The sequence below is a fragment of the Niveispirillum sp. BGYR6 genome (assembly GCF_027568365.1).
Classification (GTDB): domain Bacteria; phylum Pseudomonadota; class Alphaproteobacteria; order Azospirillales; family Azospirillaceae; genus Niveispirillum.
The window spans coordinates 1-15,981 of sequence record NZ_JANLNL010000013.1; the positions used below are offsets into that span (position 1 = coordinate 1).

Consider the following 15,981-nt stretch of genomic DNA (forward strand, 5'->3'; position numbering starts at 1 on the left):
CAACCAACCCGTCAACCGTTTTTTTTCACCGTCCTGAACTTTTTTCTCCGCAGCGCCGAAGCGCTACAAAAAGCACAGAACCAATCCGGTCAACGGACCATCAAGCAAAACGCCCACCAGAACAAAGTCTGGTGAACAGCTCACCCAACAGCACGATAGATCATTCCACTTGTCCGAAGGCCGAAACCTTCAAAGAACCGTCGGTGATACTGGCCAAAACCACTATCACCCCGCCCCACAACTTGACAAACCGTCCGGCCCGTCGTCGTGGGAGGCGCTGTATAGGCGGGGACGAACGACGTTGCAATAGGTTTTTTGAGGAAAAGTGAAAATACTCGCGTCACGCAAAGCAGCCCCACATGAGGGGGATAGGGCCTGAGTTTGTGGCGGCACAAATTGAGGGGGGCCGGGAGGGGGTATGAGGGAAGGGCCCAGATCAGCGGCCAGGAGGTTCCCCATCATGACCACCCCTTTTCAGGACATCGCCCAGCCACGTCCCACGCGGCTGGCGCTGTTCGCCTATGGCTTCCGGCCGTTCTTTCTGGCCGCGGGGCTCTATGCCATCGGCGTGGTGATGCTGTGGCTGATGGTTTTGCACACGGGCCGCTGGCCGGACGGGTTGGGTAGCCCCATGGCCTGGCACGGGCATGAGATGCTGTTCGGCTTCGCAGGGGCTGCCATTGCCGGTTTTCTGCTGACGGCCGTGCCGAACTGGACAGGTGAGCGCGGCTTTGCCGGTGGCAAACTGATCGCATTGACCCTTTTATGGCTGGCCGGGCGGGTCGCGCTCAATCCCATCGCCCCTTTGCCGGCGCTGCCGGCGGCGATGATCGATCTGACCTTCTTCCCGGCCCTGGGCGCCATGGTGCTCCCCTCCATCATCCGGGCCAGGAACAGGCGCAATTATGTGATGCTGCTGATGCTGGGCCTGCTGACACTGGCCAGCAGCCTTTACCACGCCGAGCGGTTGGGCTGGCTGGCCGGCGGCTGGGCCTGGGGCCAGGCACTGGCCATCGACATGGTGCTGCTGATGGTGGCGCTGATCGGGGGGCGCATCGTGCCATCCTTCACCAGCAGTGCCTTGAAGCGGCTTGGCCGATTGGCGGTGGTGCCGCCGTTTGGGCTGCTGGACCGGGCAGCCCTGATCAGCCTTGCCCTGCTGACGCTGGCCGATCTGGTCCAGCCGCAGGGCTGGCTGCCGGGCGTCACCGCCCTGCTGGCCGGGATCGCCCATGCGCTGCGGCTGGCCCGCTGGCAGGGGGTGAAAGCGCTGGATCAGCCCATTCTCTGGTCGCTGCATCTGGCCTATGCCTGGATCCCACTGGGTCTGCTGCTGAAAGCGGGCTGGTTGCTGGGCGGGCTGGCCATCGGCCAGACCTGGGTTCATGCCCTGACGGCGGGCGCTTTTTCCGGCATGATCCTGGCTGTAATGTCGCGGGCCGCCCTTGGCCACACGGGACGGGAGATTGTGGCGGCCAAACCCACCGTGGCGGCCTATATTCTGCTGACCCTGGCGGCCCTGGTGCGGGTGCTGGCCCCCGTGTTGCCGGATATGGGTATGGCCTATAGCGTCGCCGGCCTGTGTTGGGTGGCGGCCTTCATTCTCTACAGCCTTGCCTATGCCCCTATCCTGATCACACGCCGCGCCGACGGCCGGCCGGGGTGAGGGCGATGGATTTGTCCGCCATGATGGGTCTATGCTGCACGCCCTTCCCCGAACCGGCCAAGGCAGCCCCCATGGAAAAGCCGAAACCCGACCCGTCATTGCTGCGGCCGATGCGCATGTTTGCCGGCCTGGACGCCGCCGCCTTGAGTGCGGTGATGGAACATGGCCAGGCCAGGCGCGTGGCCAAGGGCAGCATCGTCTTCAAACAGGGCGACAGCGCCAGCACCTGCCATGCCCTGATCGACGGGCGGATCAAGATTCAACAGACAGGGCCGGATGGCCAGCAGGTGGTGGTGCAGTTCGTGGGACCGGGGGAGATGTATGGCACGCTGGCCATGTTCCTTTCCGGATATCCCGGCGACGCCGTGGCGGTGACGGACAGTGTCGATCTGGTCTGGTCGGTGGAGACCATGAAGGGCCTGATGCTGACCTATCCGCAGATCGCCATGAACAGCATGGCCATGCTGGGCGACCGGCTGGAGGATTTGCAGACCCGCGTGCGCCAGCTTTCAACGCAGCGGGTGGAGCGGCGGGTTGCCTATGCCCTGCTGCGGCTGGCCCGTCAGGCCGGGCGGGAAGTGTCGGCAGGGGTGGAAATCAGCTTTCCGCTGACCCGGCAGGATCTGGCGGAAATGACCGGCACCACCCTGCACACGGTCAGCCGCATCCTGTCCGCCTGGGAGAGCGATGGCCTCACCGCCGGCGGGCGGCAGCAGATCGTGGTGGTGAAGCCCGACACGCTGCTGGCCATCGCGGAGGATTTGCCCCGCCCGGCCTGACGACGATCAATCCGCAATGATCGAAAGCGGTCCCTCCGCCGCATCGATCAGGGGGGCCGGGCGGGAGAAGGCCACCAGCCTCTCCCGGTCCTGGATCACCAGCCGGCTGCCCTGCACCGACAAGCCCTGATCGCGCAGGGCGGAGAAGGCACGCGACAGGTTTTCCGCCGTCATGCCCAGGCGGGACGCCAGAATGCGTTTATCAAACGGCAACATCACCTCATCTGCCGTCCCCGCCAGGGCCAGCACATAGCAGCCCAGGCGCTGCACACCGGTGCGCAGCTTCAAATCCTTGATCTGGCGGACCAGACGGCGGAAATGCTGGGCCAGTTCCGCCATCACCGGGGTGGACAGGTCCGGGTCGGCGGCCACCGCGCGACGGAAGGCACCGGTTTCCAACAGCAATATGCGCGATGGCACCAAGGTGCGGGCCGACATCAGATAGGGGGCGCCGGTCAGGGCGGCTGCCAGGATGAAGCTGTCAACGGGGAACAGGATGTCCACCACCGCCTCGTTATCATCCTGGTCGCGGGCAAACAGCTCCACCCCGCCTTCCAGCAGCACCATCAGGAAATCCGCCTGCTCCCCCTCGTTGAACAACAAGGTGCCGCGTGGATAGCGCTGCAAAGACCCACGCGCCACCAGCACCGACAATTGCGCGTCAGTGACCTTGGCAAACATGGGCAGGCTGCGCACCAGATGGAGATCGTCAGGCTTCATTATCAAGATGGGCTGGATAACCGAAGGGGGCTGCCGATTAGGGGTGCTATCCGGCGGGCCCCGTCATATCACCGGATCAGTCACCGGGATAGACTATGCGGAAGCGCCAAAACGGGGAAACAGCACATCGTTTTCAAGATGCACATGTTCCTGCGCCTCCTGCACGAAATGCTGCAGGCTGCTGTACAGGGCCCGCCAGGTGGCACAGGCCCGGGCCGGTGGGGTGAAATCCCGCGTCAGCGCCGCCATCTGGTGCAACTGATCACCGAACACATCATGTTCCTGCATCATGCAGGCGATGGGGGCTGCCAGAAAAAACGATCCGCCGGACAGCATGGCCGGGAACAGCACCTGTTCTTCCTTCTGCATATGTTCCTCCAGCTCACCCGCCACCTGCGCCAGCAGGGCGTGCAGGCCCTTGGGACAATCCGGATGCTGGCCGTGAACGCTTTCAACCTTCTGCGACAGGTACAGCAGTTCATCCAGTTGCTGCCGGTGGCCGGCATGGAAGCAGTCCAGGATCAGGCTGGTCAGGGCGGGGGTGGAAAGGCAGGCCGGGGCCGGGTCCGCCGCCCCGCCCTGATCCATCAACTCCCGCAGCAATCCGGCCGGGTCCAGCCCATGGGCCTGGGCGGCATCGGCCAGGGGAAGGCCGCCGCCACAGCAGAAATCAATGCCGTGGCGGCGGAAGATAGCGGTGGCACCGGGGATGGTGGCGGCGAACAGCGATACGGGTTGCATCAGCGATGTCATGGCGTTTCTCTGGGTTTGGGGAGGGGGCTCAACCACCGCAATGGCCGCCACAGCAACCGCCGTCGCGCTCGGGCAGGTCAGCAAAGCGGATGCGGCTGGTACCGGGCGTGGGGAACAACCCCTGCAGCCGTCGCAGCAACCGTTCCGGCGGCAAGGCATCCGGGCAATCATCAATCGCGCAGATGATCGACCCATCCGGCAGTTCTCCCGGAACGGTATCGGGCTGCGGCAGAAGAAGGTGGGCGGCATCGCGCCGGAACTGGATGAACTGGGTTTTCATCGGGCCAGAGCCTTGCAGGGAGGAAAGTGCCCCATCCAAGCAGGCCGCCGCCGCAGCGTCCTTGCGCTTCGGCAAATTTGTCGGCAAGCGCTTTGCTTTTTTGCGCTGCCGGCGCCGGCCATCAAGCACAAAAGAAAACAAGCATGGTCTGAATTGATAAATGTCAATTTTAAATAAATCAAAAATCAATGTCGATGTATCGCAATCTATACAGCGATATTAAATCAACATTATTGAGATGACGCCAAATTGATTCTGATCAATGCTTGATCACTCCATCGCACTGTATGGTTTTCCTAGCAAACAATAGATTCTGGCAGGATGTCATGGATGCAACCCCCGCTCCGGACTCCAGAAAAGCCGAACTGCTGAAGTTCGTCTTCCTGGCTTTCGTTTTCATCCCGGTTCTGTCGATCGGGGTGGTGGCCGCCTATGGCTTCGCCGTCTGGATCTACCAGATGTTCGCGGGCCCACCGGGCATGTGACGGGGGGAGCGCACCATGGAACCCAGGCTTTCCCGCCGCGCCCTGTTCGGGCGTGGACCAGACCCCACCTCCGCACCGCCTGCCGGCCCGCCGCTGGCCGTCATTGCCGCCCATTGTCTGGCGGAAACCGGCGCCTATTGCCGGACCTGCGGGGATGCCTGCCCGGAAGCGGCCATCCGCTTCCTGTTGCAGCCACGCGGGCGGGCGCGGGCGAATGTGGATGGGGATCGCTGCACCGGCTGCGGTGAGTGCCTGGCCCCCTGCCCTGCCGGCGCCATCCAGCTTGCCCCCCGCGATGGAGACAGCGCATGAGCGATGAAATCCACATTTCCAGCCTGATCGTCCATGCCCGCCCCGATGCGCTGGCCGGCATCGCCGCCCGCATCCAGGCGCTGGGGGGTGAGATCGTGCCCAGTGCCGGCGATGCCAGCCGGCTGATCGTGCTGATCGAACAGCCCAGCGCCCGCGCCACGGCGGACCTGCTGGATGCCATCAATGCCATTCAGGGCGTCTACAGCGCCCTTCCCGTCTATCACCACGCCGAACCTGCCTTGTCCCTTGCGGAGCCCATGCCATGACACTGACCCGCCGCGATTATCTGAAGGCCCAGGCTGCCGCAACGGCAGCCGCCACCGCCGGCGTCACCCTGCAGGCCGGTGCCACGCAACTGCCCACCGGCATGGATGCCAAGGTGAAATGGTCCAAGGCCGCCTGCCGCTTCTGCGGCACCGGCTGCGGCGTCATGGTGGGGGTGAAGGAAGGCCGCATTGTCGCCACCCATGGCGACCAGAAGGCTGAGGTGAACCGGGGCCTGAACTGCGTGAAGGGCTATTTCCTGTCCAAGATCATCTATGGCCAGGACCGGCTGACCACGCCCATGTTGCGCATGAAAAACGGCCAGTACGCCAAGGAGGGGGATTTCACCCCCATCACCTGGGATCAGGCCTTTGACATCATGGCCCAGAAATGGAAGGCCACGCTGAAGGCCAAGGGGCCGGAAGCCATCGGCATGTTCGGGTCCGGGCAATGGACGGTGCATGAAGGTTATGCCGCCGTCAAACTGATGAAGGCCGGTTTCCGCTCCAACAATATCGACCCCAATGCTCGGCACTGCATGGCATCCGCCGTGGCCGGCTTCATGCGCACCTTCGGCATTGATGAACCGATGGGCTGTTACGACGATATCGAAGCCGCCGACGCCTTTGTGCTGTGGGGCAGCAACATGGCGGAGATGCACCCGGTCCTGTGGACCCGCGTCACCGACCGCCGCCTGTCCAACCCGGATGTGAAGGTGGCGGTGCTGTCCACCTTCGAACATCGGTCGTTCGAGCTGGCGGACATCCCCATGGTGTTCACGCCGCAGACCGATCTGGCCATCCTGAACTATATCGCCAACCACATCATCCAGACCGGGCGGGTGAACAAGGATTTCGTCAACAAGCACACGACGTTCGTGAAGGGACGCACCGATATCGGCTATGGGCTGCGGCCCGATAATCCGCTGGAAAAGGCGGCCAAGAATGCCGGCAACGCCAATGATTCCGACCCGATCAGTTTTGAGGAATATGCCGCCTTCGTCGCCCCCTATACGCTGGAAAAGGTGGCCGCCCAATCCGGTGTGCCGGCGGCCCGGCTGAAGGCGCTGGCGGAGCTGTATGCCGACCCGAAGATCAAGGTCACCAGCTTCTGGACCATGGGCTTCAACCAGCATACGCGCGGCGTCTGGGCCAATAACCTTGCCTATAATATCCATCTGTTGACGGGCAAGATCGCCCAGCCGGGCAACAGCCCCTTCTCCCTCACCGGTCAGCCCAGCGCCTGCGGCACCGCGCGGGAGGTTGGCACCTTCTCCCACCGGCTGCCCGCCGACATGGTGGTGACGAATGCCGAACACCGCGCCCATACCGAACATCTGTGGAAGCTGCCGGAAGGCACCATCCCGGCCAAGCCCGGCTTCCATGCCGTGCAGCAGGACCGGATGCTGAAGGATGGCAAGCTGAACTGCTACTGGGTGCAGGTGAACAACAACATGCAGGCGGCCCCCAATACCGCCAACGAGACCTGGCCCGGCTATCGCAACCCGGACAATTTCATCGTCGTCTCCGATGCCTATCCCACCGTCACCACCATGGCGGCCGATCTGGTGCTGCCCGCCGCCATGTGGGTGGAAAAGGAAGGGGCCTATGGCAATGCCGAACGCCGCACCCAGGTCTGGCACCAGTTGGTGAACGCCCCTGGTGAGGCGCGGTCGGACCTGTGGCAGTTGGTGGAATTCTCCAAACGCTTCAAGGTGGAAGAGGTCTGGCCGGAGGAATTGCTGGCCAAGGCCCCGGAATTCCGCGGCAAGACCCTGTTCGACATCCTTTATCGCAACGGGCAGGTGGACAGGTTCCCGGTCAGCGAATGTGACCCTGCCTATGAAAACCGCGAGTCCAAGGAACTGGGCTTCTATCTGCAAAAGGGGCTGTTTGAGGAATATGCCAGCTTTGGCCGGGGCCATGGCCATGATCTGGCCCCCTATGAGCGCTATCACGAAGAACGCGGCTTGCGCTGGCCGGTGGTGAATGGGCAGGAAACGCGCTGGCGCTTCCGGGAGGGGAGCGATCCCTATGTACCGGCCGGCGAAGGGATGCGTTTCTATGGCCATAAGGATGGCAAGGCCCGCATCTTCGCCCTGCCCTACGAACCGCCGGCCGAAAGCCCGGACACGGATTATCCGTTCTGGCTGTCGACAGGCCGGGTGCTGGAACATTGGCATTCCGGTTCCATGACGCGTCGCGTGCCGGAACTGCACCGCGCCGTGCCGCAGGCGCTCTGCTACATGCATCCCGATGATGCCCAAGCGATGAATGTGCGGCGCGGGCAGGAAGTGCTGGTGGCCTCCCGCCGGGGTCAGGTGCGGGCGCGGGTGGAAACGCGCGGCCGCAACAAGCCGCCGCGCGGGCTGGTCTTCGTGCCCTGGTTTGATGCCGATGTGCTGATCAACCGCGTCACGCTGGACGCCACCGACCCGATCTCCAAACAGACCGACTTCAAGAAATGCGCCGTGCGCATCACGCCGGTCCAGGGGGCGTAATCATGAAAAACCTCCGCACCGCCCTGATCCTTTCCCTGCTGGCGGCCTTGCCCGTGTTGGGCGTGCCAGTGGCGCAACGGGCGTTGGCCACCGATCCGGCCCCGGCCCAGGTTGCTGCCGCGCCCAGCGCCAGCGTGCGCGATGTCAAGGCCAGCGGCCGCCCGGCCTTCACCGGGGCCGAAGGGCTGACCGTGCAGGAAGCCCCGCCCATCCCGAAGGATGCCACCGACGACCGCCGCCGCCAGCGCAATTACCCCGAACAGCCCCCGGTGATCCCGCACCAGATCGTGGGCTATCAGCTGGACCTGCGCGCCAATAAGTGCCTGACCTGCCACGCGCGGGAATTTACCGGTGACAGCCAGGCGCCGATGATCTCCGTCACCCATTTCCAGGATCGGGATGGGCAGGTGCTGGGTGCCGTGTCGGCGCGGCGCTATTTCTGCCTGCAATGCCATGTGCCGCAAGCCGATGTGCAACCGCGCGTGCCCAACAGCTTCCGCGATGTCGATAGCGTCATCCGCGAAAAGGATGCCGCCGCCAAAGGGGGCCAATGATGGGCATCATCCGCCGCGCGCTGGATCTGGCCTTGGCAGCCTGGCGGGCCTTCAACCGCCCGGCCGGCCATCTCTCCTTAGGCTTCCTCACCATCGGCGGCTTTGTCGCCGGCGTGCTCTGGTGGGGCGGCTTCAACACCGCGCTTGAAATGACCAACAAGGAGGCGTTCTGCATCGGCTGCCACGAGATGAGGGACAATCCCTATGCCGATCTGAAACAGACCATCCATTATTCCAACCGGTCGGGCGTGCGGGCCACCTGCCCCGATTGCCATGTGCCACATAAATGGACCGACAAGATCGCCCGCAAGATGCAGGCCTCCAAAGAGGTCTGGGGCAAGATTTTCGGCACCGTGAACACGCCGGAGAAGTTCGAGGCCAAGCGCAAGGAACTGGCCAGCCACGAATGGGCACGGCTGAAGGCCAACAATTCCCTGGAATGCCGCAACTGCCACAGTGCCGACAGCATGGACATCACCCGCCAGGGGGCGCGCGGTGCCGAGGCGCACCAGCGCTTCCTGTTCACCGGTCAGGCCACCTGCATCGACTGTCACAAGGGCATCGCCCACCGCCTGCCGGACATGACGGGCGTGCCAATCTGGACCATGCCGCAGCAGGCTGCCGCCCCGCATTAAGCGGGGGGAGGGCAGCAGCATCACCCATTGTGCCTTCCCCGCGCAAGCGGGGAACCAGGGGTCACAGAAACAGACGCTTCAGTGCCCTTGGCCCCTGGACCCCCGCTTACGCGGGGGAGGCACAAATAGGCGGGCGATACAATCATCAAAGCCCCACCACCCGCAACGGTGCCGCCGCCAGGGTGGCCGGGTCGGAGAAGGATTCCGCTCCATCCTCCAGATGGCCGGCCATGCGCCAGGACTGGCCGGCGGCAGAGAGCAGCAAATCGTACCAGCCATGGCTGCCGGCGAAATCCAGCGGCAGGCTGGTCTCCCCGCCCGCCGGCACTTTCACCTGCCGCGTGCCCTGGCCATAGGCAAGGTCAGCCAGAGTCAGGGTCAGTCCGGCCGTGCCCGGATTGCTCAGCCGCAGCAGCGCCTGACGGCCGCGCCCCTGTTCAAAGGCCGCCCCGAAAACCCCATTCCAGCCGGTCAGGCGCCGGTGGAAGCCATTAGGGCCGACAATGAACAGGTCACGCCCTGGCTCCAGCACCGCCTCCAGCGCTGCCCCCGCCCCTACGGTGTAGCGGGCGGGCGCCTGATCCAACTGGCCCAGCCTATAGAGATGGAAAACGGCCGCCCGCGCCTGCCCTTCATTCCGGAACCGCAGCCCCGCCCCCAGCGCCACATCCAGCCGATAGGGGGTGGCGCGGCGGCGGCGGGGGCCGATTTCCTGGCTGGGCGCGGTCAGGGCAGCCGGCAGCGGCGGGTCCACCTCCTTCAACCCGGCCGCCCGGTCCGACAGGGCGCGTGTGGGCGGCAGCTTGACCGGGAAGGGCCGGCTGACCTGGCGGGCGAAATCAAAGCAGGAAGTGAGATCGCCGCAGACGGCCCGCCGCCAGGCGCTGATATTCGGCTCCATCACGCCGAACCGCGTCTCCAGAAAGCGGATGACGCTGGTATGGTCGAACACCTCCGGTGCCACATAGCCGCCAGTGCTCCAGGGGGAGACAACATACATCGGCACGCGCGGCCCCAGCCCATAGGGCCGGTTGAGATAGGGCGCGTCCTTCTCCCCCTGCGAATGGCAGTGATATTCGTCCCCCGCTTCCACCGTGGAACCGCCCAGCAGCCGGTCCGGGTTGGCAGGGTCGCGGGCCGGGGGTGCCGGCGGCGGCACATGGTCGAACAGCCCGTCATTCTCATCAAAATTGATCAGCAGCACGGTGCGTGACCAGACATCCGGGTTGGCGGTCAGCGCATCCAGCACGCGCGCAGTATATTCGGCCCCCTGCAAGGGCGTGGAAACGCTGGGATGTTCGGAATAGACCGCCGGTGCCACGATCCAGGAAACCTGGGGCAGTTTGCCCGACACAACATCCTGGCGCAAATCATCCAGGGTGCGGCTGGTCAGCGTGCGGCGGGCCAGTTCCGCCGCCGGCCCCTCCATCGCCCCGCGCGCCGCCCGATAGGCCTTGAAGCCGACCAGCGGATTGTCGCTGAAATTATCCGACATGTCCTGATAGATCTGGAAGCTGACCCCGGCCGCCTGCAGACGCTCCGGATAGGTGGTCCAGGCATAGCCGCCATGGCCGCGCGGGTCTTCGAACCCGTCATAGCCATTATCGATGGCAGGGCCATTGGCCCTGGCCTGCGGGTCATGCGTGCCGGTCCAGATATAAAGCCGGTTGGGATTGGTGCTGAGATGCAGGGCACAATGATAGGCGTCGCACAGGGTGAACGCCTCGGCCAGCGCATATTGGAACGGAATATCCGCACGGGTGAAATGGGCCAGCGCGTGGTTATGCTTGTAACGCGGCCAGTCCGCCATACGGCCATTGTCCCAGGCGGCCTGGCTGTCGGGGAAGCCGTGCGGCGTGCCCAGCGGGCGGATCAGGCGGAAATCCTGTTTGGTATCCAGCCGGAACGGGGCCAGCAGGCGGGGGCCGGGCTTGTCCTGTTCCGCCGGCTGCACGAAAACGGTGCGGTCGGGCGCCTCGGGCAGTGGCGGGGCGGGAATGGCGAACCGGTCGCCAAAGCCTTGTACCCCGTTCATCGACCCGAAATAATGGTCGAAGGCGCGGTTTTCCTGCGTCAGGATGACAACATGCTGCACATCGCGGATGCTGCCGCTGCGCCGGTCCGGCCCGATGGAGGCGGCCCGCACGATGGAAGGCATCAGGGTGCTGGCCGCACCACCGCTGGCCATCAGGCCCCGAAGGAAGCTGCGCCGATCATGCAGGGTCGCCATCACTCTCACCTCTTGGTGTTTATCAGTTCCCTCAAGTGCCGGGCGGCGGCATCCGCCGCCTTGGCTCACGCGGGCACGTGCCCGCGGGCCAGCGGTCGCTGGCCTCCAAGGGGCATGGTCCATGCCCCTTGGTATCAGAATCAAAAGCGGGGCGGCGGCAACCCGCCGCCCCGTAACAGGATCAGAAATCCAGGCTGACGCCTGCAAACACCGTGGTCCCGCTCTGCGTCACATTATGCAGGCGGTGATAGATGCTGTTGTACTGCACTTCCTTTTCATTGGTGATGTTGATGGCATCCAGCGTCAGCCGGATGCTGGGCGTCAGGGCGACGAAGGCGGCGGCATCCATATAGACGCTGCCGTCAAAACCATCCTCGCTGGCCGGGTTGGACCCGTCATAGCGGCTGCGCAGGTAAGAGGAACGGTAATTGGCGGAAACGCGCACCCCCCATTCCTCCGTTTCGTAATAGAGCGTGCCATTGGCGTTGGTCTTTGACAGGCCGGTGATCGGGCCCTTCAGGCCCTTGATCTTGCTGTTGCTGTCGATCAGCGTCAGGTTGGCCAGAACGCCCAGCTTGTCGAACGGTGCCGGCAGGAAGGCAAAATCGGTTTGCGCCGCCACTTCCAGCCCGGTGATGCGGGCATCATCCAAGTTCACCGGGCGAGAATATTCGGCCACCACCGTGTTGGGGGTGACGCCGGCCATCAGCGTGGCCGGCAGGCCGGTGGCGCTGTAGGGCACATTATACAGCGTCTCCGTGGAGATCAGGTTCTTGATATCCTTGTTGAAGACGCCCAGCGACACCATGCCGATGGTGCTGAAATACCATTCGCCCGCCAGATCGAAGGACGTATCCTTATAGGGCTTCAGATTGGGATTGCCGACACTGACCGTGTAGCGGCCGTCCGTCTGGGTCAGCGTACCGGCCGCCGACATGGAGGAGATGGAAGGGCGGTTGATATTCTGGGTGGCGGCAAAGCGCACCAGGAAGTCCGGCGTCACCTCCAGCGCCATGTTCAGCGCCGGCAGCACACCGGAATAATCGGACTTGTTCTTGTTGCTGCCCAGCGGCGTGTCGCTGCTGTTATTGATATTGCCGGTGCTGTTGGTATCGGTGAAATAGCCGCGTACACCGATATTACCGCGCAGACGCATATCCCCCAGCGGCTGATCCCAATCCAGCTGGCCATAGCCAGCCTTGGTTTCTTCCGTCACGCGATAGGTGTTCTCAATATCGGTGGCACCCGCCACCGTATGGAAGGCGTTATACTGGGCAAAGGCCTTGTCATAATCGCCGGCGATCCAGGACTGCTTGTTATTGCCGTCATAGACATAGCCATAAGCCGTGACCGGCGTGCCGCCAAATTGCCGGAACTTCCCGTCATTATAGGTTTCCGACCCGGAGGAGGTGTAGCGGTGATAGGCCAGACCGCCGCGCAGGGTCAGCCCGTCGGTCAGCGTGTAACGGCCGTTCAACACGCCTTCCTTCAGGCTGGTCTCGTTCCAGAATTCCCGGAAATAGAATTCCTTGAAGCTGTAGCGGGACATGTCCGTCGTGTTCCAATTATAGAAATTGGTCGCACCGGTCCCGTCGGCATCATAGCGGGTGCGCATCCCGCCCTTGGCCTGCAGATACAGCTTGTCGTCATAAGGCGTGGTGTAGCTGGATTTCTCATAGCCGATATGGCCATCCAGCTTGAAACGGTCATTGGGTTCCCATTCGCCGGTCAGGGCGATCTGGTTGAATTCGTTCTCGTTGCGGGAGCGGCGATGCTCGCTGGCATAGGTCAGGTTTTCGACATCAATATCATTGACGAAATTGCTGTTGTCCCAGCTGATCGCCTTGATCTTGGAGCCGACATCGAACGCCACCGAGCCGGAGGTGGAGGCGGGGCGGGTCGCCAGATGATATTCATCGCGGCGGGTGGTGAATTCACCATGCAGCCCATCCAGCGTGAACAGAACCTCATCGCTGGGGCGCCATTGCGCGGCGGCCGTCAGGCCCAGCCGCTCCTGCTTGGCATCCCACACCGACAGGCGGTTGCCGGAGGCAAAGACCAACTCGCCGGAAAGGAACTTCTGCTGCTGCGCCGCGCTGAGGGTGGAAATATCCAGCCCCTTGGCGACATAGCCCTTCAACTGGCTGGCCGAAAGCTGACTGGGTGAATAGGTGTTGTAGCCCTGTTCCTGGGTCGTGCGCTCCGAATAGGCGGCGGACAGCAGCACACCGAACCGGTCGCCCCAGTTCTGGCTGATCATCGCCGCCACGCGGGGCTGCGTATCCTCGGTATAGGAGTTGGTGCCGATCTTGGCCGTCACCGCACCGGTGGCGCCATCCTTGTAATCAAAGGGCTTGCCGGTAAACAGGCCGACGGTGCCGGCCATGCCGCCTTCATTCTGCGCCGCCTGGAAGGTCTTCTCCACCTCCACCTTGGAGAAGAGTTCGGAGGCGAAGATATTGAAGTCAAAGGCCCGGTCGCGCGAACGCTGGCCACGGCTGTCCATGGCCGAATCCACATTGCCCAGCACTTCCATGCCGTTCAACTGCACGCGGGTGAAATCCGGCCCCAGGCCGCGTAGGGTGATGCGGCGCCCCTCCCCCGCCTCACGGTTGATGGCGACGCCCGGCAGGCGCTGCAGGCTTTCCGCCAGGTTAAGCTCCGGGAACTTGGCCATATCCTCGGCCACGATGACATCCTTGACGATATTGGCCTGTCGCTTCTCTTCCCGCGCCTTGGACAGCGACTGGACGAAGCCGTAAACGACAATCTCTTCCAGGGTTTCAGACCCATTATTTTCCTGCGCCATGGCCATCAGCGGCATCAGGGCGGTGGTGACTGCCAGAAATGACAGCAGGGCCGGCTTGTTCCGTAACATCGTTCTATCCCCTATTCCCCCATGATCGCAGTGCTGCAACTGCGAGACGGAGCGAACACTAACCGCCAGCGATGACAGTCGTGTGACAAATTGTGAGATTCATGTGGTTATGTGTGGAATTTTGTGACTTTATCGCCCGGATCAATGTGGGTATCATGTTCACATGACTGAGATCGACACGCTGGACAGCAAGAGCGGCGCGCGGCCCATTCAGGTCGCGCGGCTCACCTCCCTGATGAAACTGCTGGGGGAACGGGGCCATTGCTCCGTTGCCGAACTGGCGGTGCATTTCGATGTGTCGGAGGAAACGATCCGACGCGATATCCGCCAGTTGGAGCGGACAGGACGGGTGCAGAAGACCCATGGCGGCGTCTCCATCCCCAGCAGTGAGCTGGAGGCACCTTATCGCATCCGTCTGCGCGAACAGTCAGATGCCAAGCAGCGCATCGCCCAGCACGCCGCCCGCATGGTGACGGAGGGGATGACCCTGCTGCTGGATTCCGGCACCACCTGCCTCTGGCTGGCGCGGGCGCTGGCCGGTTTCCGTGACCTGACCATCATCACCAACAGCATGGAAGTGGCACATGAGGTGCTGGGCCGGCCCGGCCAGCGCCTGTTTGTCGCCGGCGGCCCGATCAAGCCGGATTACCATGCCGCCTTCGGGCCGGAGGCCATCGCCTTTTGCCGGCGTTTTGTGCCGGATATCACCATCCTGTCGATGGGGGCGATTGATGCCGCCTGTGGTTTTCTGGATTTCGATTCCGACGAGGCGACGTTCAAGCGCGCCATCCTGGACCGCTCCCGTCGCGTCGTCGTGCTGGCCGATTCGACGAAATTCACCAAGCCCGGTTTCATCCAGGTGGCCGACTTCGCTGAGGTGAAGGCGCTCTATACCGACGCGCAGCCCCCCACCGCCATCCGCGAGGCAGCGCAGGCCAGCGGGATGACGGTTGAGGTAGCAGACTGATGCAAATCTCCCTTGATCGTGAGCGATCCAGGGAGATTGTGCGCTCCCTCATGCGGCGGTCGCCGGCCTCCAAGGGTCATGTCCCACGCCCCTTGGTATCAGGGATACTTGCGTCCGCGGGTATAGAACTGCCAGCTATACATGCTGACCGCCATTGATATGGATTTCCGCCCCGTTAATATAGGCGGAATCGGGCGAGCAGAGGAAAAGGATGGTCTTTGCCACCTCCATCGGGTCGCCCAGCCGCTGCATCGGGATCTGGGTTTTGACGATTTCCTCTGTGCCGGGGGACAGGATCGAGGTGTCAATCTCCCCCGGCGCAATGGCGTTCACCCGCACGCCCAGCCGGCCATAATCAAAGGCCTGTTCACGGGTCAGCGCGGCCAGCGCCGCCTTGGAACAGGCATAGGCCGGGCCGGCGAACGGGTGGACCCGTGACCCGGCAATGGAGGTAACATTGACGATGCTGCCACCCGCCGCCCGCAATTCCGGCAGCAGGTGACGTGACAGCGTGGCGGCGGCGAACAGGTTGATATTAAAGACTGACAGCCAGTCCTGATAGCTGGTGTCGGCCACGCCGCGCCGCCCGCCACCGGGCATTTTCGGGGAGACGGCGGCATTATTGACCAGGGCGCTGAGGCCCGCCCCGCCCAGACGCTGCCGCACCTCTGCCGCCAGCACCTCATACCCCGCCGGGTCGGCCAGATCGGCCTGGATATGATCTTCCCGCCCGCCGGGCCAGGGGCATTCCGGATTGAAGGCCGCCCTGGAAACAGTCAGCACGCGCCAGCCATTGCGGTAGAAAACCTTCACCGTGGCATGGCCGATGCCCCGGCTGGCGCCGGTCAACAGCATGATCTTGCGGGCCGGGGCCGGATTGGGTGCCTGCATCTGCCTGGGTCCTTATTCCACGGAAAGGGGGCCCCTCTCCTAGCAGATGATAATGGCTATCAGATAC

The 15,981-nt window shown here is 63.4% G+C and carries 15 protein-coding genes; 9 read left to right on the top strand and 6 right to left on the bottom strand.

Annotated elements, in window-relative coordinates:
* Positions 1-460 precede the first annotated feature (460 nt).
* Both PCJ49_RS21225 and PCJ49_RS21230 read left to right on the top strand, forming a co-directional pair.
* On the top strand, positions 461-1,666 hold the full coding sequence (locus tag PCJ49_RS21225; protein WP_269912714.1) for an NnrS family protein: 1,206 nt from the start codon (positions 461-463) through the stop codon (positions 1,664-1,666).
* 20 nt (positions 1,667-1,686) lie between these two features.
* Positions 1,687-2,445, top strand: a complete 759-nt coding sequence (locus tag PCJ49_RS21230) for a Crp/Fnr family transcriptional regulator (protein ID WP_269912715.1) — start codon at positions 1,687-1,689, stop codon at positions 2,443-2,445.
* A 6-nt stretch (positions 2,446-2,451) separates the two neighbouring features.
* Here PCJ49_RS21230 and PCJ49_RS21235 read toward each other — a convergent pair whose 3' ends face one another.
* The 3 genes from PCJ49_RS21235 to PCJ49_RS21245 form a co-directional block, all read right to left on the bottom strand.
* Positions 2,452-3,165 (bottom strand): cyclic nucleotide-binding domain-containing protein, encoded by a 714-nt coding sequence (locus PCJ49_RS21235; protein WP_269912716.1) that lies wholly within the window; start codon positions 3,163-3,165, stop codon positions 2,452-2,454.
* 93 nt (positions 3,166-3,258) lie between these two features.
* On the bottom strand, positions 3,259-3,918 hold the full coding sequence (gene ric / locus PCJ49_RS21240; protein ID WP_269912717.1) for an iron-sulfur cluster repair di-iron protein: 660 nt from the start codon (positions 3,916-3,918) through the stop codon (positions 3,259-3,261).
* A gap of 28 nt (positions 3,919-3,946) precedes the next feature.
* Positions 3,947-4,387, bottom strand: coding sequence for a hypothetical protein (locus PCJ49_RS21245; RefSeq protein WP_269912718.1), 441 nt, complete (start codon positions 4,385-4,387; stop codon positions 3,947-3,949).
* A gap of 137 nt (positions 4,388-4,524) precedes the next feature.
* Between PCJ49_RS21245 and napE the strand changes: the two genes are divergently transcribed.
* From napE to PCJ49_RS21275, 6 genes are read left to right on the top strand one after another with little or no spacing between them, the layout of a single operon-like run.
* Positions 4,525-4,683 carry a periplasmic nitrate reductase, NapE protein gene (napE, locus tag PCJ49_RS21250; protein WP_089290097.1) on the top strand — a complete coding sequence of 53 codons (159 nt, stop codon included), beginning with the start codon at positions 4,525-4,527 and terminating at the stop codon, positions 4,681-4,683.
* A 15-nt stretch (positions 4,684-4,698) separates the two neighbouring features.
* Complete coding sequence (locus PCJ49_RS21255) at positions 4,699-4,995, top strand: 4Fe-4S dicluster domain-containing protein (protein WP_269912719.1); 297 nt, start codon at positions 4,699-4,701, stop codon at positions 4,993-4,995.
* Positions 4,992-5,261: a chaperone NapD gene (locus tag PCJ49_RS21260; RefSeq protein ID WP_269912720.1), complete on the top strand. Its 270-nt coding sequence runs from the start codon at positions 4,992-4,994 to the stop codon at positions 5,259-5,261. Before PCJ49_RS21255 ends, PCJ49_RS21260 begins: the two co-directional genes overlap by 4 nt.
* Positions 5,258-7,759 carry a nitrate reductase catalytic subunit NapA gene (napA, locus tag PCJ49_RS21265; RefSeq protein ID WP_269912721.1) on the top strand — a complete coding sequence of 834 codons (2,502 nt, stop codon included), beginning with the start codon at positions 5,258-5,260 and terminating at the stop codon, positions 7,757-7,759. Before PCJ49_RS21260 ends, napA begins: the two co-directional genes overlap by 4 nt.
* A 2-nt stretch (positions 7,760-7,761) precedes the next feature.
* Entirely contained in the window at positions 7,762-8,313 is a 552-nt protein-coding gene (locus tag PCJ49_RS21270; protein WP_269912722.1) for a nitrate reductase cytochrome c-type subunit, read from the top strand.
* The gene (locus PCJ49_RS21275) at positions 8,313-8,948 is read left to right on the top strand and encodes a NapC/NirT family cytochrome c (RefSeq protein ID WP_269912841.1); all 636 of its coding nucleotides are present in this window, start codon (positions 8,313-8,315) and stop codon (positions 8,946-8,948) included. The genes PCJ49_RS21270 and PCJ49_RS21275 overlap by 1 nt, the downstream gene beginning before the upstream one ends.
* 145 nt (positions 8,949-9,093) lie before the next feature.
* On the opposite strand, the gene PCJ49_RS21280 is transcribed toward PCJ49_RS21275, so the two are convergent.
* Positions 9,094-11,178 (bottom strand): phospholipase C, phosphocholine-specific, encoded by a 2,085-nt coding sequence (locus PCJ49_RS21280; protein ID WP_269912723.1) that lies wholly within the window; start codon positions 11,176-11,178, stop codon positions 9,094-9,096.
* Positions 11,179-11,359: 181 nt separating this feature from the next.
* The gene (locus PCJ49_RS21285; RefSeq protein ID WP_269912724.1) at positions 11,360-14,056 is read right to left on the bottom strand and encodes a TonB-dependent receptor; all 2,697 of its coding nucleotides are present in this window, start codon (positions 14,054-14,056) and stop codon (positions 11,360-11,362) included.
* A gap of 163 nt (positions 14,057-14,219) precedes the next feature.
* Here PCJ49_RS21285 and PCJ49_RS21290 point away from each other — a divergent pair, with 163 nt between their 5' ends.
* Complete coding sequence (locus PCJ49_RS21290; RefSeq protein WP_269912725.1) at positions 14,220-15,023, top strand: DeoR/GlpR family DNA-binding transcription regulator; 804 nt, start codon at positions 14,220-14,222, stop codon at positions 15,021-15,023.
* A 135-nt stretch (positions 15,024-15,158) separates the two neighbouring features.
* On the opposite strand, the gene PCJ49_RS21295 is transcribed toward PCJ49_RS21290, so the two are convergent.
* A complete protein-coding gene (locus tag PCJ49_RS21295) occupies positions 15,159-15,914 on the bottom strand; it encodes an SDR family oxidoreductase (RefSeq protein ID WP_269912726.1) in 756 nt (251 codons plus the stop codon).
* Positions 15,915-15,981: the final 67 nt, after the last annotated feature.